The sequence below is a fragment of the Rhodobacter aestuarii genome (assembly GCF_900156655.1).
GTDB classification, from domain to species: domain Bacteria; phylum Pseudomonadota; class Alphaproteobacteria; order Rhodobacterales; family Rhodobacteraceae; genus Rhodobacter; species Rhodobacter aestuarii.
In genome coordinates this window covers 179,402-197,555 of record NZ_FTOG01000007.1, presented here as the reverse complement: position 1 = coordinate 197,555, position 18,154 = coordinate 179,402, and the positions used below count along the sequence as shown (strand labels likewise).

The window sequence follows — 18,154 nt, the reverse complement described above, 5'->3', positions numbered from 1 at the left end:
GATCTTGTTGCGAAGCACAAAATGCCGACCTATCCAAAAGGGCAATAAAAGAAATCACAAACACTACCTTTTGGAGGCAGCAATGAAAGCAGTATTGCCCGTGGCGCTTGTCGCCGCGCTTTGTGCGCATGGCGCATTCGCCGGAGACGTCACCGGCGCCTATGTCGGGCTTGATTACAGCCGTTTCAATGACGACAGCGCCGGGACGCTTAGCAAAACCTCACTCAAAGGAAGCTTGGAATACGGCTTCACGCGCGATTTCTCGGTGCAAGGCGATCTCGCCATGATGGATTTTGGCCTGTCCAACGCCGATGCCAGCACCCTGCAATTGCACGGCATCTATCATGCCAGCGCGAATGCCTCGGTCGGTGCGTTTGTTGGGCGTGATGACGTTGAGGGAAATGGCTTCAACTACCTCGGTCTCGAAGGTGGCTTTGAGCAAGGCAAACTGGAAGGCGAAGCCTATGTTGGCACCGCCGACAGCGATGGCATCAATGGGAGCCTGTTGGGGCTGGGTGTGATGTATAACACCTCAGACAGTTTCGCGTTTGGGGCCTCGCATGACCGTCTCGACGTTGAGGGCTTTGACGCCTCGCGCACCCAGCTTGAGGCCGAATATCATATGGACAAGGTCACGCTGTCCGCACAGATCGGGACTATTGATATCGAGGACGCCGGGTCTGAGGGCTACTTCGGCTTGGGCGCACGCGTGAACTTCGGCGCAAAGCGCGGCACAACTTTCGAGCGCCGTGGTCTGCTTGAAGTGATCCCCGGCCTCTAAGGGCACCGCACAGAAAACCGAACCGCGACGGCAAGCCGTCGCGGTTTTTTCGTTTTCAGATGAACGGAATGATCGGCACGCTGTCGCCGCAAGCGCTCACAAGAAGAATCAGGCCAAGGGCCAAGGCAAGTTTCATAGCAGCCTCCTTCGATGGCTTGAGCTTACGCTCCTGCAAGCGCCGCGCAATCGCTCTTTTCTTCGCCGCAGCGCAGGTCTAGCGTGCGCCCATGCAAAACGATTTCCTTATCCTTGGGGGCGGTATCGCGGGTCTTTCCGCGGCGGCCCGGCTTGCGCCCTTGGGCAGCCTGACGCTGCTTGAGACGGAAGACCATCTGGCCCATCACGCCTCTTCGCGCTCTGCGGCGCTTTACGAACCGCGCTATGGCAACCCGGCGGTGGTGGCGCTTTCGCTCGCCTCGGGCGAATTCTATCACGGCTCGGGCCTTCTCAGCGACCGGGGCTTTATGATTGTGGACGGGCCGGAGCATGAGGCGCGGTTCAACAAACAGGCGGCGGCATTTGAGGTCGCAAAGCTCAGCTTCACCGAGGCGCAAGCGCTGTTTCCGATCTTGAACCCCGAAACGGTGACCTTCGCGGGCTATGCCGAACATGCGTGGGACATTGATACCGATGCGCTGGTGCAGGCCTATGCCCGCGAAGCGCGCGCCGCAGGTGCCAGCATCCGCACCAAAGCCAAAGCGACCCGCATCACGCGCCTTGAAGGTGGCTGGGGGGTTGAGGCTGGGGGCGAGACATTCACCGCTAAACTGCTGATCAATGCCGCCGGTGCTTGGGTAGATGAAGTCGCGCAGATGGCAGGCGTGACACCCTTGGGCTTTAAGGCGCTGCGCCGTTCCATGGCGCGCATCCCGGCCCCCGGCGGCCATGATGTCAGCCGCTGGCCGATGGTGATTGGCGGCGCGGAGGATTGGTATTGCAAGCCCGACGCAGGCGCGCTGATCGTCTCCCCCGCCGAGGAAGACCCGGTTGAACCGCATGACGCCTGGGCCGACGATATGGTGCTGGCCGAGGGGCTGGCGCGCTATGAAGAAGCCGTGACCGAACCTGTCACCCGGCTTTTGGCGAATTGGGCAGGCTTGCGCACCTTCGCGCCCGATCGAGCCCCGGTGATCGGCTTTGACGCCAAAGACCCCAGCTTCTTCTGGCTCGCGGGCCAAGGTGGCTATGGGTTCCAAAGCGCGCCTGCGGCGGCGGAACTGGTGGCGGATCTCATTGGCGGGCGCGTGCCATCAGTCGAGGCCGCGATCCTCTCTGCGCTTGATCCCAAGCGTTTTGGTTGACATTCCAATCTATGAATACTCATGTAGCGCCAAAAGGAGACCTCCCATGAGCTACAAACAAAAGATGGAAGACCAACGCGCCGAATTGCGCGTGATGAGCAAAGCGATCCCCGATGCGATGCGCGGCTTTGGTGCGATGGAAAAGGCGATCACCGAAAACGGCACGCTGGATAAACGCCAAAAGGAATGGCTCGCGGTGGCGATGGGTATTGTGATCCGCTGCGAGCCTTGCGTGAATTTCCACGTTTCGGCGCTGATGAAGGCAGGCGGCACCCGTGAAGAACTGGCCGATATTTGCGCCGTGGCGATCCAAATGGGCGGGGGCCCCGCCATGATGTATGCCGCCCATGCGCTGGCGTGCTGGGATGAATTGGCCGCCGACAGCACCCAAGGCTAATTTCACATCGCCGTGATTTAGGCAGGCCCGCGACGGAAGTTGCGGGCCTGCGCGTTTTTCAGGCAATCTTGGAACGAAAGGATCGTCCGATGAAACGCCTGATCACCTTCACCGCTGCCCTTGCCCTTGTTGCTGGCTCGGTACCCGCGCTCGCCCAAGACGCCCCAGAACCGGTCGTGCCGGGACAAGAATTCATGCTGATGTGGGATCTTGATAGCGATGGTCAGGTCACGTTGGACGAAGCCCGCGAACATCGCTCCGACATTTTCACCATGTTCGATGAAGATGAAAACGGCAGCTTCTCGCCCGAGGAACTTAAGGGCATTGATGAGTTTAAACTTGCCCAACTCGATGCAGGCATGGGCCCCGGCCATCAGATGCCCGAAGGGATGCAACCGGGCCAAGGGATGCGCGCGCAAGGTATGGCCCCGCCGCAAGGCCAACAGATGCAACCGCGCCGCGGCATGGGGCAAGGTATGCAACCGCAGGGGCGCGGCATGGGCCCCGGTCAGGGCCAAGGGCGTGGTCAAGGCATGATGGCGCAACAGCAAGGCCGTGGCCCGCAAGGCATGGGGCCGCAAGGGCGCGGCATGCAAGGTCAGGGCCCGCAGGGCCAACCGATGCGCGGCCAAGGCATGGGGCCGGGCTCCGCGATGCAAGGCTCGGGCTTCTTTGCCGCCGCCGAAGATGAGATGATGCGCTTTGACCGTAACCGCGATGCCAAAGTGACCAAGCTCGAATTTGTCGATGGCACCAAGGATTGGTTTGCCATGCGCGACATGAACGGCGATGGCGTGATTACACCCGATGATTTCGGCCCCCGCCGCTGACCACGGTCCTGCGATCACGTCCTCTTGAGCCATTCCATAGCGCCCGGCTGCCGCGTGACAGCTGGGCGATTTTGCGTCACCCTTCCCAAAACGCGCCAAGGGAGGGCTGCAATGCGGTTTGGTTGGGTCTCTACGACAGGGTTGGTTTGTCTGGCATTGTGGGGCTGCGGCCCGGGCTCTGGCCCAGTCCGCACCGAGCTGATGGCCCCCGCGGCTCTGGTGGCGGCCGATTACCGCGCGCCCGGTCTACCCGCACGCTTTGGCGACACAGACCCGCATCCTTGGGAAGGCCGAACCCCTGCCAGCTATCCGGTGCACGGCATTGATGCCGCCCGCTACCAAGGCAAGATTGATTGGCGCACAGCCCATGCCAATGGCGTAGAATTTGCATGGCTCAAAGCGACCGAGGGCGGTGATCATATCGACCCCGGCTTTAGCGCCAATGCCGGAGGGGCTCGGGCTGCCGGCGTCGCCGTCGGGGCCTATCATTTCTACTATTTCTGCCGCCCGGCAATTGAGCAGGCCGATTGGTTCATCCGCAATGTGCCCAAGCACAAGGGCGATCTGCCGCCGGTGCTGGATATCGAATGGAACCACACCTCCCCGACCTGTCAGCTGCGCCCGCCAGCCGCCACCGTGCGCGCGGAAATGCGCGTTTTCCTCAACGCGCTTGCAGCGCATTACGGCACCCAGCCGGTCGTTTATACCGACCCCAAATTCTACGCCGATAATGACCTTGGTCAGATGGCGGGCGTAGAGTTTTGGCTGCGGACCGTCACGGCGCATCCATCGGAGAAATATCCCAATGAACGCTGGAGCTTTTGGCAATATTCCGGCACCGGGGTGGTGCCCGGCATTGGCGGCACGGTGGATTTGAACGCCTTTGGCGGCTCGCGCGAGGGCTGGGCCAACTGGCTTGCCGGGCGCGCGCAATAAGCCACGCTGGGGGCGCGGCCCCCAGACCCCCGGGATATTGACGGCAAGATGAAAAGGCCCCGGCCAAAAGCAAACGGGGCGGAGGTTGCCCCCCCCCCGCCCCGCAGTTTGTTCATGTGAAAGCGCTTAGCCGTCGATGCGGATGCGCGCGTTGGTCGGGTCATGCGGGCTGTCTTCGGCCACAACCGCGTCCCATTCTTGCAGCAGCATCTTCACTTTGAGCTTGGTGCCCACCTCGGCCAGATCGGGGCGGACATAGCCCATGCCGATCTGTTTGCCGAAAGCAACCGACCAGCCGCCCGAAGTCAGACGGCCAACCTTTTCGCCATCCGACAAGATCGCTTCTTTGCCCCACGGGTCGCAATCTTCCGGCCCGTCGATCAGCAGCGTCACGCATTTCGCGCGGATGCCGGTGTCGATCATCGCTTGCTTGCCACGGAACTCTTTGCCCAGATCAATGAAGCGGTCGAGCCCGGCTTCCATCGGCGTCGCGTCGCGACCCAATTCGTTGCCGAAGGCGCGGTAGGATTTTTCCTGACGCAGCCAGTTTTGCGCGCGCGCGCCCACCGGCTTGAGGCCGTGCTTCTCGCCCACCGACCAGATCAAATCCCACAGGTAGCGACCAAATTCGACCGGGAAGTGCAGCTCCCAGCCCAATTCGCCCGTGTAGGCCACGCGCACCGCACGCACCGGGCACATGCCCAGTTCGATGTCGCGGTAGCTCAGCCACGGGAAGCGTTTGTTGCTCAGCACCGTTTCGGGCGCCGCATCTTTGACGATTTCATTGAGCAGCGCACGCGCAGTCGGGCCTGCGAGCGCATAGACGCCCCATTGCGTGGTGACATCATGAATGTCGATGTAACCACCGCCATTGGCGACGAAATCCTCGGCCGATTGCTTGAGGAAGTCGGCGTCATAGGCCGTCCAAGCGCCTGCCGAGATCAGGTAGTATTCATCCTCGGCCAAACGCACGATCGTGTATTCCGTGCGGGTGGTGCCCGCATCGGTCAGCGCGTAGGTCAGGTTGATCCGGCCCACTTTCGGCAGTTTGTTGCAGGTGAAGTGGTCAAGGAAGGCGGTCGCGCCGGGGCCACGCACAAGGTGCTTGGTGAAGGCGGAGGCATCAATGATCCCGCAGGTTTCGCGCACGGCCTCCGCTTCAGCCTTGGCATATTGCCACCAGCCGCCACGGCGGAAGCTGCGCGAATTGTGGTCAAAGTCCGCCGGCGCATCGACCGGGCCATAATAGTTCGGGCGTTCCCAGCCGTTCACCTGCCCCATTTGCGCGCCGAGCGCGAGCTGGCGGTCATAGGCCGGGGCGGTGCGCAGCGGACGGCAGGCTTCGCGCTCTTCGTCCGGGTGGTGCAAAATGAAGACGTGCTCGTAGCATTCTTCGTTCTTGCGTGCAGCATATTCGGTGGTCATCCACGAGCCGTAACGCTTGGGATCAAGGCTCGCCATGTCGATCTCGGCTTCGCCCTCGACCATCATCTGGGCGAGATAGTAGCCCGTGCCGCCCGCCGCGGTGATGCCGAAGCTGAAGCCTTCGGCCAGCCACATGTTGCGCAGGCCCGGCGCCGGGCCAACCAGCGGGTTGCCATCGGGGGTGTAGCAAATCGGGCCGTTGAAATCGTCTTTCAGACCCACGGTTTCCGAGGTCGGCAGGCGGTGGATCATCGACATATATTCTTCTTCGATCCGCTCCAGATCGAGCGGGAAGAGGTCGGCGCGGAAGGTTTCCGGCACGTCATAAAGGAACCGCGCGGGCGCGCCACGCTCATAGGGGCCCAAGATCCAGCCGCCACGCTCTTCGCGGACATACCATTTCGAATCAGAATCACGCAGCACCGGGTGCTCCGGGTTGCCCTCGGCGCGCCATTTGACCAGCATCGGATCGGGCTCGGTGACGATGAATTGGTGCTCGACCGGGATCGCCGGGATTTTGATGCCCAAAAGCCGCGCGGTGCGCTGCGCGTGGTTGCCCGTCGCGGTGACCACATGTTCGGCATGCACGTCGATCATCTCGCCGGAACCAACGAGGTTGCCGCCCTTTTCGACCATCTTCTCAAGCGTGACGATCCATTCCGAGCCGGTCCACTTATAGGCGTTCACTTGCAGCTTGCGGACAATGTCCACGCCGCGCTGACGCGCACCCTTGGCCATCGCTTGGGTCACGTCGGCGGGGTTGATGTAGCCGTCTTGCGGGTGGAACAGCGCGCCACGCAGATCTTCGGTGTTCAGAAGCGGCCAGCGCTCTTTCATTTGCGCGGGCGTCAGGAACTCATGGTAGACGCCAGCCGTTTCCGCGACCGACGAATAGAGCATGTATTCGTCCATCCGCTCTTGCGTTTGCGCCATGCGCAGGTTGCCGCAGATCGAAAAGCCTGCATTGAGCCCGGTTTCGGCTTCCAGCGTTTTGTAGAAATCCACCGAGTATTTGTGGATGTGGGTCGTGGCGTAGCTCATGTTGAAGAGCGGCAGCAGACCCGCGGCGTGCCACGTCGAGCCCGAGGTCAGCTCATCGCGTTCCACCAGCATCGTCTCCCAGCCCGCTTTCGCGAGGTGATAGGCGACCGAGCAGCCAACGGCACCGCCGCCGACGACCAGAGCTTTGACATGGGTTTTCATCGGACTCTCCTGAAGGGGGTTTTCCCCGTTGTGGCAGTTTGACCGGGCTTCGGACAAGCGTGCCCGACATTTGGCAGCGAAAAGCGACATACCCACGCGGTGGTGAATTGGCATGCCGCCTGAGCCGCAGGGGTTTACCAATTCGTAAGCTTCCGCGTGAATCGGCGGCCCGGGCGCGGTACAAACAATTTGACACAATTCCCAGCGAGTCCCGCCATGTCTATTCTCGGCTATGTTTCAGCACTTTTGCATATGATCCTGTCTGGGCAGGGCTATGGCCAAAGCCAATCCTCCCAATCATCGGCGTCTTCACAAAGCCCGGCAAAGACAACCCCGACTGCGGCGACCGAACCCGCGGCCCCGGCCCCGCAAACCGAGGGGCTTGGCCAAGTGGGTTTGGCGGTCGAATCAATGTTGTCGGGGCAAAGCGGTGCAGAGAGCGGCACCAATGCGCTCCCCAATGCGCAGACTGAGACGAGCGACACCACTGCCGCTCTGGCCGGGGCGCAACAAAACGCGGCTTCCTCGGCCGCGCAGACCAACGCATCGCAATCCAAAAACACTGCGGGTCAAGGCTCAAGCGCCGCGCAAGCTGGCCTAGAGAACGCGCAATCGCATGTCACAAATGCCAATGCCCAGTCGGTTCTGGAAGCGCTGCTTGGTCGCCTTGTTGAAGCTGGCGCCGCCACACAAGACGGCAATGACACGGTCATCGACTTGAGCAGCTTGTTCGATGCAGACAGTGGCGCCACCGAATCTGATGCCCGCCGTCTTGCAGAAATGCGCGTTGATGCAAACCGCCGCGAAGCGATTTTGGAAAGCATCGCCACCGCCGCAAACCCGGTGGATTCTGTGGCCGCTGGTGTTTCCGAAATGAGCCGGGGCCGCGATGCGATGGAGGCGCTGATGTCGCAAATGACCGGGATGAGCGTGACGCAGGGCGCCTATTCCACCTTCTCTTTGGCCGTGGTGGGCCATGAGGCGCAACGGGGTCATAGCATCCGGCTGACGCTCTGACGCAACCGCACGCTCGACCTCTGCAATTTACCAACTCGCAAGCTCTCGCGTGAAACGAGGGCACAGTTACGGTAAGAAGGAAGGCGAAACATTAGCCCACGCTTGCGTAGCGAGTTTGCCATGCCCTTCGATGGACAGATTTCCAGCTCTTCCGCCGCCACCTCGGTAAGTGCCGCGATGGCCCGCCGTGCCACCCCCGCTGCCGCTATGGCCGCAGGCGGAAACGCGCAAACCGCTGAAAGTTCGGCGAGCAAGCGCAGCACGCCCACCGAGGTTGCGCGCACGGGGCGTTCCCTGCCCACCAACGCCGCCGCCGAAACGCTTGTGAAAGCTGCAGCCGAGGCGAAAACGCAAAAAACCGGCGCTTTGGCGATGAGCAAAGAGATCGGCGCCGAAAACCTTGCGGAAATGAAGCAGCGCGAGCCGACCCCGGTCGAGCAAATCCGCAAGCAGCAGGCGGGAGGCGAACCGGGGGCAACGATCACGGAACTGACCGACATGATCGCCCAGTCGACCGAGTTGGGCAAGGTGGACCTGTCGCAAACCCGCCCCGATGTCACCGAGCAGTTGGCCAAGCAGCGCAGCATCACCGAGCAAAGCATCGAAGCCTCGAATGCAGAGGCGAAGGCCAACTCCCGTGTCAACCTTGCGCAAAAGATGGAACAACGCATGGCCGAGGCCAATGCCGAGAACAGCTATTCCAACGCATCTTTGGCAGCTGTGAGTACGCAGGGGCAAGGCGGCGGTGCCGTGCAGGTGCGGATGTAAAAGCCAGAAAGATCATGAACTGAAAACGGCGGCCCCTCGGGACCGCCGTTTTCAGTTCATTCGGGGGAAGGCTTCAAAGAACACCCGGCACAACCAAATCCGGGGGGCGGTGGCCATCGGCGAAGGTCTTGATGTTCAAGATCACTTTCTCGCCCATCTCAATCCGCCCCTCGATCGTGGCAGACCCCATATGCGGCAAAAGAACGACATTGGGCATTTCGCGCAGCACCGGGTTGAACTCGGTCCCGTGCTCAAACACATCAAGCCCGGCCCCCGCCAATTCCCCCGCTTTCAACGCCCGCGTCAGCGCATTTTCGTCGATCACTTCGCCACGCGAAGTGTTCACGATCACGGCTGTGGGCTTCATCAGCTTCAACCGCCGCGCGTTCAGCAGGTGGAAGGTCGAGGGCGTATGCGGGCAGTTGACCGAGATCACATCCATCCGCGCGACCATCTGGTCAAGGCTTTCCCAATAGGTCGCCTGCAACTCTGCCTCGGTCTCGGGGCGCAAACGGCGGCGGTTGTGGTAGTGGATTTGCATCCCAAAGGCCGCCGCGCGCCGCGCCACCGCCTGACCGATCCGGCCCATCCCGATGATGCCGAGCCGACGCCCGCCGATGCGGCCGCCCAAAAGCGCGGTGGGCGAAAAGCCCTGCCACTCGCCTCGGTTAATCAACGCCAACCCCTCGGGCACGCGCCGCGTCACGCCAAGGATCAATGACATCACCATATCGGCGGTGTCCTCCGTCACCACCCCCGGCGTGTTTGAGACCAGCACGTTACGCGAACGCGCAGAGGCGACGTCAATATGGTCCACCCCGGCCCCGAAATTGGCAATCAGCCGCAACCGGTCGCCCGCCTGCGCGAGCATATTGGCATCAATATGATCGGTCAGCGTTGGCACGAGCACATCGGCATCATGCATCGCAGCCACCAATTCTTCGCGCGTCATCCGCGCATCGGTTTCGCGCAGTTCAACGTCGAACAGTTCTTTCATCCGGGTCTCGACGACTTCGGGCAACCGTCGCGTCACGACAACACTCAGCCGCGGTGCGGGCATGGTTGGCTCTCCTCTCTTCCAATGCGTCTGACTTGGGTGCAAATTGACCGCCAAAGGGGCAAGTTACAAGGCCCGGAGAGAGCAGAAATGACGCTTTTTGGACTTTTGGCGCAATTTTCTTGCGCGCCGCTTGCGCGGATGCGCAGGCAAAAGGCAGGTTTCGCCTGTTTGCTGCTTATACTGGCGGGGCTTTCGGGGGCGCCCGCTATGGCACAAGACAGTGATGCCCTGCCTGAAGTGAAAGTTTCCCCGCAACCCGACCGCGGTCCAGTCACCAATTTGCCGCTGCCGCGCTTTGTCTCGCTCAAGGGGGATGAGGGGAATGCCCGGCGCGGTCCCTCGCTCTCGCATCGTATTGATTGGGTGTTCAAACATGCGGGCATGCCGCTTCGGATCACCGCCGAATTCGGCCACTGGCGCCGCGTGGAAGACCGTGATGGGGCAGGCGGCTGGGTGCATTACTCGCTGCTGTCGGGCGTGCGCACGGTGATTGTCGAGGATGACATGACCGAATTGCATGCCCGTGCCGATACCCGTGCCCCGGTGGTCGCACTGGCGGAGATGGGGGCCATTGCCCGGCTCGGCGATTGCAACCGCGATTGGTGTGAGATTTTGGCAGGCGATGCCGATGGTTGGGTGCCCAAGGAGAAAATCTGGGGCGTTACCCCCGATGAAATCCGTGACTAAGCAGCGCGCTTGAGCTAGGCAGGGCTCCCACGCCAGCCAGCCGAATCGTGCCATGCCCTATTCTACGCCCTCGCAAAAACTGAACTTGTCTGCTGGGGCGGCCTCTGTCTCTGTCGCGGCGGTTTTGGTTGGGCTCAAGCTCTGGGCGCTTTGGGCAACGGGGGCGCTGTCCATCGCGGCCTCTTTGGCGGATTCGGCGCTTGATCTGCTGATCTCTGCGGCGGGGCTGATCGCGATTGTCTATGCCGCCCGCCCCGCCGATGAAGACCATTCCTTTGGCCATACCTCGGTTGAAGATCTGGTCTCGCTTGGCCAAGCCATTTTCGTAGCCGCTTCTGGTGCCGCGATCCTGTGGACTGGGGTGGAGCGGTTGATTGCCACCACCCCGCCCGTCCTTGCGGATGAAGGCGCTGGCATTGCCGTTATGGCGCTTTCGGCACTGCTGACGGCCGCACTCGTTCTTTGGCAACGCCGGGTGGCCGCGCGCACCGGCAACAAGGTCGTGGCGGCGGATATGCTGCATTACGTGGGCGATTTGCTGCCCACCTTGGGGGCGATGCTCGCGCTTTGGCTTTCGGCCCGCTTTGGCTGGACCCGCGCCGACAGCGTGATTGCGATCATTGCCGCCGCGATCATGCTGCGTGGCGCGTCCAAGATCTTTGTCGCAAGCTGGCACGCACTGATGGACCGCGCAGCACCCGACAGCATTGTAAAGAGCATTGCCGAGATCGCAGAAATCTGGCCCGGTGTGCGGGGGTTCCATGACCTCAAGACCCGCACCGCAGGCGCAAAACTCTTTGTGCAACTGCATATCGAACTTGATGGCGAGCAAAGCCTAGAGGCCGCACATGCGATTGCCAAAAGCCTCAAACGCGCGATTTTGGACGCCCATCCGCAAGCGGATGTGATCATCCACATGGATGTCTGGCACGGCTAAGGGGAACTCTCCCGGCTTGGTTTGCGTTGATCCGACAACCGCAACCAAAGACAGGAGGCTTTCATGGCCAGCGCCCAACCCCTTTCCAAATCGAATGGCAAGGTTCCCGCCGAGGTCGCGAAGCTTGAAGAGCAAATCGAAAAGCTCAGCGCCGAACTGGCCGAGTTGAGCCGTAGCGCGCGCGACTATGGCGCGACGCGCGGCGAGAAATTGGCCGAACAGGCGCAAGAGTTGCGCGCCGAATTGGCCGACCGGTCCGCAAAAGCTGCCGAAATCGCGCGCGAGCGGTTCCTTGATGCCGAAGGCGCGGTCGAGGACCGCGTGCGCGCCAACCCGATGGCTGCGCTTGGTGTAGCCGCAGGTGTCGGCTTTCTCGCAGCCCTTTTGATGAAGCGCTAAGATCATGCGCGAATTGGCACAGCTAGCCCCCGAACTTCTGGGCGCGCTGATGGGCGGGTTTGCCCCGCCCGTGGCCAAGGCGCGCCGCGCCGCGATTGGCACTGGGCTGATCGCGATTTTTGGTCTTACGGCCTATGTGGCGGCAGCAGTGGCGCTTTGGTTTGCGCTGATGCCGCTGATTGGCCCGGCCTTGTCCGCCCTTGTTTTGGCGGGCTTGGCTCTATTGGCCGTGTTGGTTGTGTGGGCGGTGACGGCGGTTCTTGACGCGCGAGCCAAGGCGCGCGCCGAGGCCGCCCGGTCCGCTGCCCTGCAATCAGCGTTGGCCGAGACCGCTTTACAAACGATCCCGAAGCTTATCGCCGATCATCCTGCCGCAACCTTGGCAGTGGCCGCGGGGCTGGTTTTTGCCCTCACCCCGCGCCCAGATCGTTAAGCCGCTTTAGGCGACATCCAAAAGCCCGCGCCCCTTCAGTAGCGGCTCAACGCCGGGCTTTTTGCCGCGAAACGCCATCCAAGCCGCATCGGCGGGCACAGAGCCGCCAACGGAAAGAATGCACTCTTCCAGCCGCTTCGCCGTGGCTTCATCAAACGGGCTGCCCGCTTCTTCAAACGCGGCAAAAGCGTCAGCATCCATCACCTCTGACCACATGTAGCTGTAGTAGCCCGAGGAATAGCCGTCGCCTGAGAAGACGTGCCCAAAATGCGGGGTGGCGTGGCGCATCCGAATGGCCTTGGGCAGGCCAATCTCGGCCAGAACCTCCGCCTGCTTCGCCATCGGGTCTTTGGGGGCTGCGCCTTCATGGAAGGCAAGGTCCACCAACGCCGAGGCGATGAATTCCACCGTCGCAAATCCTTGATCATAGGTGCTGGCGGCAAGCAGCTTTTGCAACAAAGCTTCGGGCATCGCCGCGCCAGTTTGCCAATGGCGCGCATGCTTTTGCAGCACTTCGGGCACTTCCATCCAATGTTCATAAAGCTGGCTTGGCAGTTCCACGAAATCGCGCGCGACAGACGTACCAGAGACGAATTGATAGGTCACATCCGACAGCATCTGATGCAGGGCATGGCCAAATTCATGGAAAAGCGTCCGCGCATCATCATAGCTCAAAAGGCAAGGGTCCCCTTTGGCAAAGTTGCACACATTGACCACGATGGGCCGCGTCTCGCCCCCAAGCTTGGATTGTGAGCGCATCGCCGAACACCACGCGCCGGAGCGTTTGGAAGCGCGGGCGAAGTAATCCCCCAAGAAGACCGCGATATGTTTGCCGCCGCGCGTGACCTCCCAACCGCGCACATCAGGGTGGTAGAAGGGGCCGTCGAGCGGTTTGAATTCAAGCCCGAACAGCCGGTTGGCAGTGTCAAACACCGCGTTCAGCATCGCCTCAAGCGAGAGGTAAGGCTTCAGCGCCGCTTCATCAAAATCATGCTCGGCCACCCGGCGCTTTTCGGAATAATAACGCCAATCCCATGCCTCCAGATCGCCGTTGAGACCATCTTCTTGCAGCATCTCGGTCAGTTTGGTGGCATCGGCCTCTGCCGCCGCCTTGGCGGGCTCCCAAACGCGCATCAACAACTCGCGCACTTGGGCTGGTTCCTTCGCCATTTCAGGTTCCAGCTTATAGGCCGCGAAACTCTCGTACCCCAAAAGCTTCGCGCGCTCCTCGCGCAGCGCCAGAATTTCGGCCGCAATCGCGCGGTTATCGGTTTCACCGCCATTCGCGCCCCGAGCAGTCCAAGCCTCATAAGCGATCTCGCGCAAATCGCGGCGTGGCGAGAATTGCAAAAACGGCACGATGAGCGAGCGTGACAGCGTCAGCACCGGGCCAGATTGGCCGCGTTCCGCGCCCGCCGCTTTTGCTGCCTCAACCACGAAGTCTGGCAGACCTTCCAACTCGTCTTCAGCCAAGGTGCGGAACCAATCCCGCTCATCCGCCAGAAGGTTTTGCGAAAACTGGGTCGACAGCACCGCCAACCGCGCTTTAATCGCGGTCATCCGCTCGGCCTCGGCCCCTTCCAGCGCCGCACCAGAGCGGATGAACATCTTGTAGTAAAGCTCCAACACACGTGCCTGCTCGCTTGTTAGCTCCAGCGTTTCGCGCGCGTTCCAAAGCGCCTCGATCCGCGCAAACAGCGGCCGGTTCATCGTGACCTCAGAAGCGAAGGCCGCCATCTTTGGCGCCAGATCGCGCATCAATGCCTCGCGCGCAGGCGTGCTATCCGCGCCCGAGAGGTTGTAAAAAACGCCCGCGACCCGGTCTAGCGTCGCCTCGGCCAGTTCCATCGCATCGATGGTGTTGGCAAAGCTGGGTGCATCAGGGTTTTCGGCAATCGCGGCGATATTCACACGCGCCTCGGAAAGCGCCGCCTCAAAGGCGGGGGCAAAATCATCATCGGTGATATTGGCGAAATCAGGCAGCGCGAAAGGGCCTTTGCCCGGCGCCAAAAGCGGATTGGTCATGAGAGGTCTCCTTTGCCCACAAGCTAGGCTGCGGGGGCGCAAAGGAAAAGGGGCGGCGCCCGCAGCACCGCCCCTTTCAGCCGTTTCAAAAGGTTAGGCCGCTGCCGCCGCCTGCCCGCCACCGAAGCGCGCATAGAAACTGTCACCCTTCTCGACAATGTCGCGCAAAAGCGCGGGCGCATTGAAGCGCGGGCCATAGGCTGCTTCAAGCGCCTCGCAGATTTCCACCGCGCGGGGCGCGCCAATGATATCAAGCCAGGCAAACGGCCCGCCCGACCACGGCGCGAACCCCCAGCCCAAGATCGCGCCGACATCGCCTTCGCGAATATCGGTCAGCACGCCTTGTTCAAAGGCCCGCACGGCTTCGAGCACCTGCGCCATCAGCAAACGGTGCTGCACCTCGGTCAATTCGGGCTGCTCCTCGGCACGGGGGTATTGATCGGCCAAGCCTGCCCACAGCCCCGCGCGCTTACCACCCGCGTAGCTGTAAAAACCCGCATCGGCCTTTTTGCCCAAGCGGCCCTGATCGGCCATCCAGAACACCACCTCATCCACCGCGCCATCGGGATAGGCATCGCCCATCGCCGCTTTGGTGGCTTTGGCGATTTTCACACCCAAATCAATCGAGGTTTCATCGACCAATTGCAGCGGGCCGAGCGGCATCCCCACCAGCTTCGCGGCGTTTTCCACCAACACCGGGTTCACCCCCTCGGCCACCATTCGGATGCCCTCATTGATATAGGGGATGATGCAGCGGTTGGCGTAGAAGAAGCGCGCGTCATTCACAACGATCGGCGTTTTGCGAATGGCGCGGACGAAATCGAGCGCCTTCGCCACAGCGACATCACCCGTTTGCGCGCCCTTGATGATCTCGACCAAGAGCATCTTATCGACGGGCGAGAAGAAGTGGATGCCGATGAATTGCTCAGGGCGTTTGGAGGCTTTCGCAAGGTGTGAGATCGGCAAGGTGGAGGTATTGGTCGCAAAGATCGCCGTTTCGGGGATCACGGCTTCCGCTTTGGCGGTGACTTCGGCCTTCACGCCCGGATCTTCAAACACCGCTTCGACGATCAGATCGCAGCCTTCAAGCGCGGCATAATCGGTGGTGGCGGTGATGCGAGCCAGCACCTCGGCCTTCTTCTCTTCCGTCACCTTCTTGCGTTGGATGCCCTTGTCGAGGATGCCGGTCGAATAGCTTTTGCCACGATCCGCGGCCTCTTGGCTGGCGTCGATCAGTACCACTTCAATGCCCGCATTGGCAGAGACATAGGCGATCCCCGCGCCCATCATGCCCGCGCCCAAAATGCCGACTTTATTGACCGATTGATCCTCGACCTGCGGGCGGTTCGCGCCTTTTTCGAGCGCTTCTTTGTTGATGAAAAGCGAGCGGATCATCGCCGAAGACGACGGGTTCAACAGCAGATTGGTGAACCAACGCGCCTCGATCTTGAGCGCGGTATCAAAGGGCACAAGCGCCCCTTCATAGACAGCCGACAAAAGCGCCTTGGCAGCGGGGTAAACCCCCATCGTCTTGCCATGCACCATCGCTGAGGCGCCCAAGAAGGTCATGAACCCCGCCGGGTGATAGGGCGCGCCGCCGGGCATTTTATACCCCTTGGCATCCCACGGTTTGACCAGATCGCCGTCTTTCGCGCTCAAAACCCAGTCTCGCGCGGCGGCCATCGGGTCTTCGCAGACCTCGTCAATCAGCCCGGCCGCTTTCGCCGCTTTCGGGTTGGAAAGCTTGCCTTCCAGCAAGAAGGGCGCGGCGGCCATTGCCCCCATTTTGCGCACCAACCGCGTGGTGCCGCCACCGCCGGGGAAGATGCCCACCATAATCTCGGGCAGGCCAATCTTGGCCTTCGGATTATCCGCCGCAAAGATTCGATGCGTGGCGAGCGGCAGTTCCAACCCAATGCCCAGCGCCGTGCCCGGCAGCACCGTCACAATCGGCTTGCCACCTTTGAGCGTTTTCGGGTCCATCCCCGCACGTTCGATCTTGCGCAGCACACCATGCAATTGCATCACGCCGTCGAACATCGCCTGCGCGCCACCCGCGCGCATTTGCGCGATGACGTTGAGATCCATTCCGCCCGCGAAATCTTTCTTGGCCGAGGTGATGATCACGCCCTTGCAAGCTTCATCCGCCAAGGCTTGATCAATCAACTGATCAAGCAGGATCAAACCTTCCGTGCTCATCACATTCATCGACTTGGCGACCACATCCCAAGTGATGGTCGCCACGCCATCGGCGCCAAGGTCATAGGTGAAATCGGTCATGGTTTCCTCCCTCAGACCCGTTCGATGATGGTGGCTGCACCCATGCCGGATGCGATGCAAAGCGTGGCAAGGCCGGTCGATAGATCGCGCCGCTCCAGTTCATCGAGCAGCGTGCCGATGATAATCGCGCCGGTCGCGCCCAGCGGGTGGCCCATCGCCATCGCGCCGCCGTTGACGTTGACCTTATCGGGGCTGACGTTGAACGCCTGCATGAAGCGCAGCACCACTGCGGCGAAGGCCTCGTTCACCTCAAACAGGTCGATGTCACCAATCGCCATCCCGCTGTCGCGCAGGATCTTTTCGGTCACCGGCACCGGGCCGGTCAGCATGATGGTGGGGTCGGTGCCAATTTTCGCGGTGGCGCGAATGCGCGCGCGGGGCTTGAGCCCATGCGCAATGCCAAACTCTTTGGAGCCCACCAGCACCGCCGCAGCGCCATCCACAATCCCCGAGGAGTTCCCCGCATGGTGGATGTGTTCAATCTTTTCCAGATGCGGGTATTTGAGCAGCGCGACCTTATCAAAGCCGGGCATCACCTCGCCCATATCTTTGAAGCTGGCCTTGAGCTTGCCGAGGTCTTCCATCGTCGTGCCGGGCCGCATGAATTCATCATGGCCCAAGATCGTCAGCCCGTTTTGATCCAGCACCGGAACGATGGATTTGCCAAAGCGGTTTTCGGCCCAAGCTTCCGCCGCGCGGCGCTGACTTTCCACCGCCAAAGCATCCGCGTCTTCGCGGCTAAAACCGTATTCGGTGGCGATCAGATCGGCCGAAATGCCCTGCGGCACAAAATAGGTTTTCAGCGCAAGCGCCGGGTCCACGGCAATCGCAGCCCCGTCCGAGCCCATCGCGACGCGGCCCATCATCTCAACACCGCCCGCGATATAGGCTTGGCCCGCCCCACCCTTCACTTGGTTCGCGGCCAAGTTCACCGCCTCCATGCCAGAGGCGCAAAACCGGTTGATCGAGAGCCCCGGGATCGCTTCATCCAAGCCAGACATCAGCACCGCAGAGCGCGCCAAGCAGCCGCCCTGCTCGCCCACCTGCGTGACATTGCCCCAAATCACATCTTCAACCGCATGGCCCGACAGACCATTGCGTTCCTTCACCGCATTCAGAAGCCGCGCCGACAGCGCGAGCGAGGTCACCTCGTGCAAGCTGCCATCGCGGCGGCCTTTGCCCCGCGGGGTGCGGCAGGCGTCATAGATATAGGCTTCGGTCATTGCTCCTCCTCTGACCCGGTCGGGCCGGTATCCTGTCAGGGCACGTCACGCGCGCCGCTTGATCCCCACCATATTGCAACGAATTGACGTGCGCGTAAGGGGCAAGCAAGCCTCGTGGCGCAACGTCACGCAGCAGGCAAGGCAGATGATGGGGCTTCGCGGACAGATGCCAAGCAAAAAGGGGCGCTTACGCCTTTCGATCCGGCAATTCGGCCTTAAAGAGCCGCAGCCGCGCGGTCAGGTTTTCGGCATTGGTGACCGAATTGAAATGCTCAAACAAGAAGCAAAGCGCCTCGTCGGGCGTGATCTCGGCCTCCGCCGCAAAGCGGTGCAGGCTGCGATAGGCGTCATTGGTCATCGCCACCGGAAAGCGGCGCGTCAGGCGCAGGCGTTTGGGCATTGGGCGGTCCTTGCTTTGCGTCAAAGGTAAGGGGGCGGCGCGCCGAAGGCCA

At 61.5% G+C, this 18,154-nt stretch carries 17 protein-coding genes; 11 read left to right on the top strand and 6 right to left on the bottom strand.

The annotated features are described in order from the left end of the window. The first annotated feature begins 82 nt into the window (after window positions 1-82). The 5 genes from BW967_RS11590 (at window position 83) to BW967_RS11570 (ending at window position 4,245) form a co-directional block, all read left to right on the top strand. Window positions 83-781 carry an outer membrane beta-barrel protein gene (locus BW967_RS11590; RefSeq protein ID WP_076485228.1) on the top strand — a complete coding sequence of 233 codons (699 nt, stop codon included), beginning with the start codon at window positions 83-85 and terminating at the stop codon, window positions 779-781. A gap of 227 nt (window positions 782-1,008) precedes the next feature. Continuing rightward, window positions 1,009-2,082, top strand: a complete 1,074-nt coding sequence (locus BW967_RS11585; protein WP_076485227.1) for an NAD(P)/FAD-dependent oxidoreductase — start codon at window positions 1,009-1,011, stop codon at window positions 2,080-2,082. Between the two features lie 46 nt (window positions 2,083-2,128). Next, window positions 2,129-2,479 carry a carboxymuconolactone decarboxylase family protein gene (locus BW967_RS11580; protein ID WP_076485226.1) on the top strand — a complete coding sequence of 117 codons (351 nt, stop codon included), beginning with the start codon at window positions 2,129-2,131 and terminating at the stop codon, window positions 2,477-2,479. A gap of 89 nt (window positions 2,480-2,568) precedes the next feature. Further along, a complete protein-coding gene (locus BW967_RS11575; RefSeq protein ID WP_076485225.1) occupies window positions 2,569-3,309 on the top strand; it encodes a hypothetical protein in 741 nt (246 codons plus the stop codon). 111 nt (window positions 3,310-3,420) lie between these two features. Beyond that, entirely contained in the window at window positions 3,421-4,245 is an 825-nt protein-coding gene (locus BW967_RS11570) for a GH25 family lysozyme (RefSeq protein WP_076485224.1), read from the top strand. 126 nt (window positions 4,246-4,371) lie between these two features. Here BW967_RS11570 and BW967_RS11565 read toward each other — a convergent pair whose 3' ends face one another. After that, window positions 4,372-6,873: a GcvT family protein gene (locus BW967_RS11565; protein WP_076485223.1), complete on the bottom strand. Its 2,502-nt coding sequence runs from the start codon at window positions 6,871-6,873 to the stop codon at window positions 4,372-4,374. 216 nt (window positions 6,874-7,089) lie between these two features. Between BW967_RS11565 and BW967_RS11560 the strand changes: the two genes are divergently transcribed. Next, the gene (locus BW967_RS11560) at window positions 7,090-7,890 is read left to right on the top strand and encodes a hypothetical protein (RefSeq protein ID WP_076485222.1); all 801 of its coding nucleotides are present in this window, start codon (window positions 7,090-7,092) and stop codon (window positions 7,888-7,890) included. 120 nt (window positions 7,891-8,010) lie between these two features. Beyond that, window positions 8,011-8,658, top strand: coding sequence for a hypothetical protein (locus BW967_RS11555; RefSeq protein ID WP_076485221.1), 648 nt, complete (start codon window positions 8,011-8,013; stop codon window positions 8,656-8,658). 73 nt (window positions 8,659-8,731) lie between these two features. Here BW967_RS11555 and BW967_RS11550 read toward each other — a convergent pair whose 3' ends face one another. Continuing rightward, window positions 8,732-9,718, bottom strand: a complete 987-nt coding sequence (locus tag BW967_RS11550) for a 2-hydroxyacid dehydrogenase (RefSeq protein ID WP_076485220.1) — start codon at window positions 9,716-9,718, stop codon at window positions 8,732-8,734. Between the two features lie 207 nt (window positions 9,719-9,925). Between BW967_RS11550 and BW967_RS11545 the strand changes: the two genes are divergently transcribed. The 4 genes from BW967_RS11545 to BW967_RS11530 all read left to right on the top strand — a co-directional run bounded on the left by BW967_RS11545 (window position 9,926) and on the right by BW967_RS11530 (window position 12,174). Then, window positions 9,926-10,405: an SH3 domain-containing protein gene (locus BW967_RS11545; protein ID WP_076485303.1), complete on the top strand. Its 480-nt coding sequence runs from the start codon at window positions 9,926-9,928 to the stop codon at window positions 10,403-10,405. A gap of 52 nt (window positions 10,406-10,457) precedes the next feature. Continuing rightward, a complete protein-coding gene (locus tag BW967_RS11540; protein ID WP_076485219.1) occupies window positions 10,458-11,342 on the top strand; it encodes a cation diffusion facilitator family transporter in 885 nt (294 codons plus the stop codon). A gap of 63 nt (window positions 11,343-11,405) precedes the next feature. After that, on the top strand, window positions 11,406-11,741 hold the full coding sequence (locus BW967_RS11535; RefSeq protein WP_076485218.1) for an ElaB/YgaM/YqjD family protein: 336 nt from the start codon (window positions 11,406-11,408) through the stop codon (window positions 11,739-11,741). A 4-nt stretch (window positions 11,742-11,745) separates the two neighbouring features. Further along, a complete protein-coding gene (locus tag BW967_RS11530) occupies window positions 11,746-12,174 on the top strand; it encodes a hypothetical protein (RefSeq protein ID WP_076485217.1) in 429 nt (142 codons plus the stop codon). 6 nt (window positions 12,175-12,180) lie between these two features. On the opposite strand, the gene BW967_RS11525 is transcribed toward BW967_RS11530, so the two are convergent. The 4 genes from BW967_RS11525 to BW967_RS11510 form a co-directional block, all read right to left on the bottom strand. Beyond that, window positions 12,181-14,199, bottom strand: a complete 2,019-nt coding sequence (locus BW967_RS11525) for a M3 family metallopeptidase (protein WP_076485216.1) — start codon at window positions 14,197-14,199, stop codon at window positions 12,181-12,183. 93 nt (window positions 14,200-14,292) lie between these two features. Then, the gene (locus BW967_RS11520) at window positions 14,293-16,479 is read right to left on the bottom strand and encodes a 3-hydroxyacyl-CoA dehydrogenase NAD-binding domain-containing protein (protein ID WP_076485215.1); all 2,187 of its coding nucleotides are present in this window, start codon (window positions 16,477-16,479) and stop codon (window positions 14,293-14,295) included. An 11-nt stretch (window positions 16,480-16,490) separates the two neighbouring features. Next, the gene (locus BW967_RS11515; RefSeq protein WP_076485214.1) at window positions 16,491-17,702 is read right to left on the bottom strand and encodes an acetyl-CoA C-acetyltransferase; all 1,212 of its coding nucleotides are present in this window, start codon (window positions 17,700-17,702) and stop codon (window positions 16,491-16,493) included. A 187-nt stretch (window positions 17,703-17,889) separates the two neighbouring features. Then, window positions 17,890-18,102, bottom strand: coding sequence for a hypothetical protein (locus BW967_RS11510; protein ID WP_076485213.1), 213 nt, complete (start codon window positions 18,100-18,102; stop codon window positions 17,890-17,892). Window positions 18,103-18,154: the final 52 nt, after the last annotated feature.

Excerpts from the sequence above, each read along its gene's own strand:
- BW967_RS11590 (WP_076485228.1), top strand. The coding sequence starts at position 83 with ATGAAAGCAGTATTGCCCGTGGCGCTTGTCGCCGCGCTTTGTGCGCAT.
- BW967_RS11585 (WP_076485227.1), top strand. The coding sequence starts at position 1,009 with ATGCAAAACGATTTCCTTATCCTTGGGGGCGGTATCGCGGGTCTTTCC.
- BW967_RS11580 (WP_076485226.1), top strand. The coding sequence starts at position 2,129 with ATGAGCTACAAACAAAAGATGGAAGACCAACGCGCCGAATTGCGCGTG.
- BW967_RS11575 (WP_076485225.1), top strand. The coding sequence starts at position 2,569 with ATGAAACGCCTGATCACCTTCACCGCTGCCCTTGCCCTTGTTGCTGGC.
- BW967_RS11570 (WP_076485224.1), top strand. The coding sequence starts at position 3,421 with ATGCGGTTTGGTTGGGTCTCTACGACAGGGTTGGTTTGTCTGGCATTG.
- BW967_RS11565 (WP_076485223.1), bottom strand. The coding sequence starts at position 6,873 with ATGAAAACCCATGTCAAAGCTCTGGTCGTCGGCGGCGGTGCCGTTGGC.
- BW967_RS11560 (WP_076485222.1), top strand. The coding sequence starts at position 7,090 with ATGTCTATTCTCGGCTATGTTTCAGCACTTTTGCATATGATCCTGTCT.
- BW967_RS11555 (WP_076485221.1), top strand. The coding sequence starts at position 8,011 with ATGCCCTTCGATGGACAGATTTCCAGCTCTTCCGCCGCCACCTCGGTA.
- BW967_RS11550 (WP_076485220.1), bottom strand. The coding sequence starts at position 9,718 with ATGCCCGCACCGCGGCTGAGTGTTGTCGTGACGCGACGGTTGCCCGAA.
- BW967_RS11545 (WP_076485303.1), top strand. The coding sequence starts at position 9,926 with ATGGCACAAGACAGTGATGCCCTGCCTGAAGTGAAAGTTTCCCCGCAA.
- BW967_RS11540 (WP_076485219.1), top strand. The coding sequence starts at position 10,458 with ATGCCCTATTCTACGCCCTCGCAAAAACTGAACTTGTCTGCTGGGGCG.
- BW967_RS11535 (WP_076485218.1), top strand. The coding sequence starts at position 11,406 with ATGGCCAGCGCCCAACCCCTTTCCAAATCGAATGGCAAGGTTCCCGCC.
- BW967_RS11530 (WP_076485217.1), top strand. The coding sequence starts at position 11,746 with ATGCGCGAATTGGCACAGCTAGCCCCCGAACTTCTGGGCGCGCTGATG.
- BW967_RS11525 (WP_076485216.1), bottom strand. The coding sequence starts at position 14,199 with ATGACCAATCCGCTTTTGGCGCCGGGCAAAGGCCCTTTCGCGCTGCCT.
- BW967_RS11520 (WP_076485215.1), bottom strand. The coding sequence starts at position 16,479 with ATGACCGATTTCACCTATGACCTTGGCGCCGATGGCGTGGCGACCATC.
- BW967_RS11515 (WP_076485214.1), bottom strand. The coding sequence starts at position 17,702 with ATGACCGAAGCCTATATCTATGACGCCTGCCGCACCCCGCGGGGCAAA.
- BW967_RS11510 (WP_076485213.1), bottom strand. The coding sequence starts at position 18,102 with ATGCCCAAACGCCTGCGCCTGACGCGCCGCTTTCCGGTGGCGATGACC.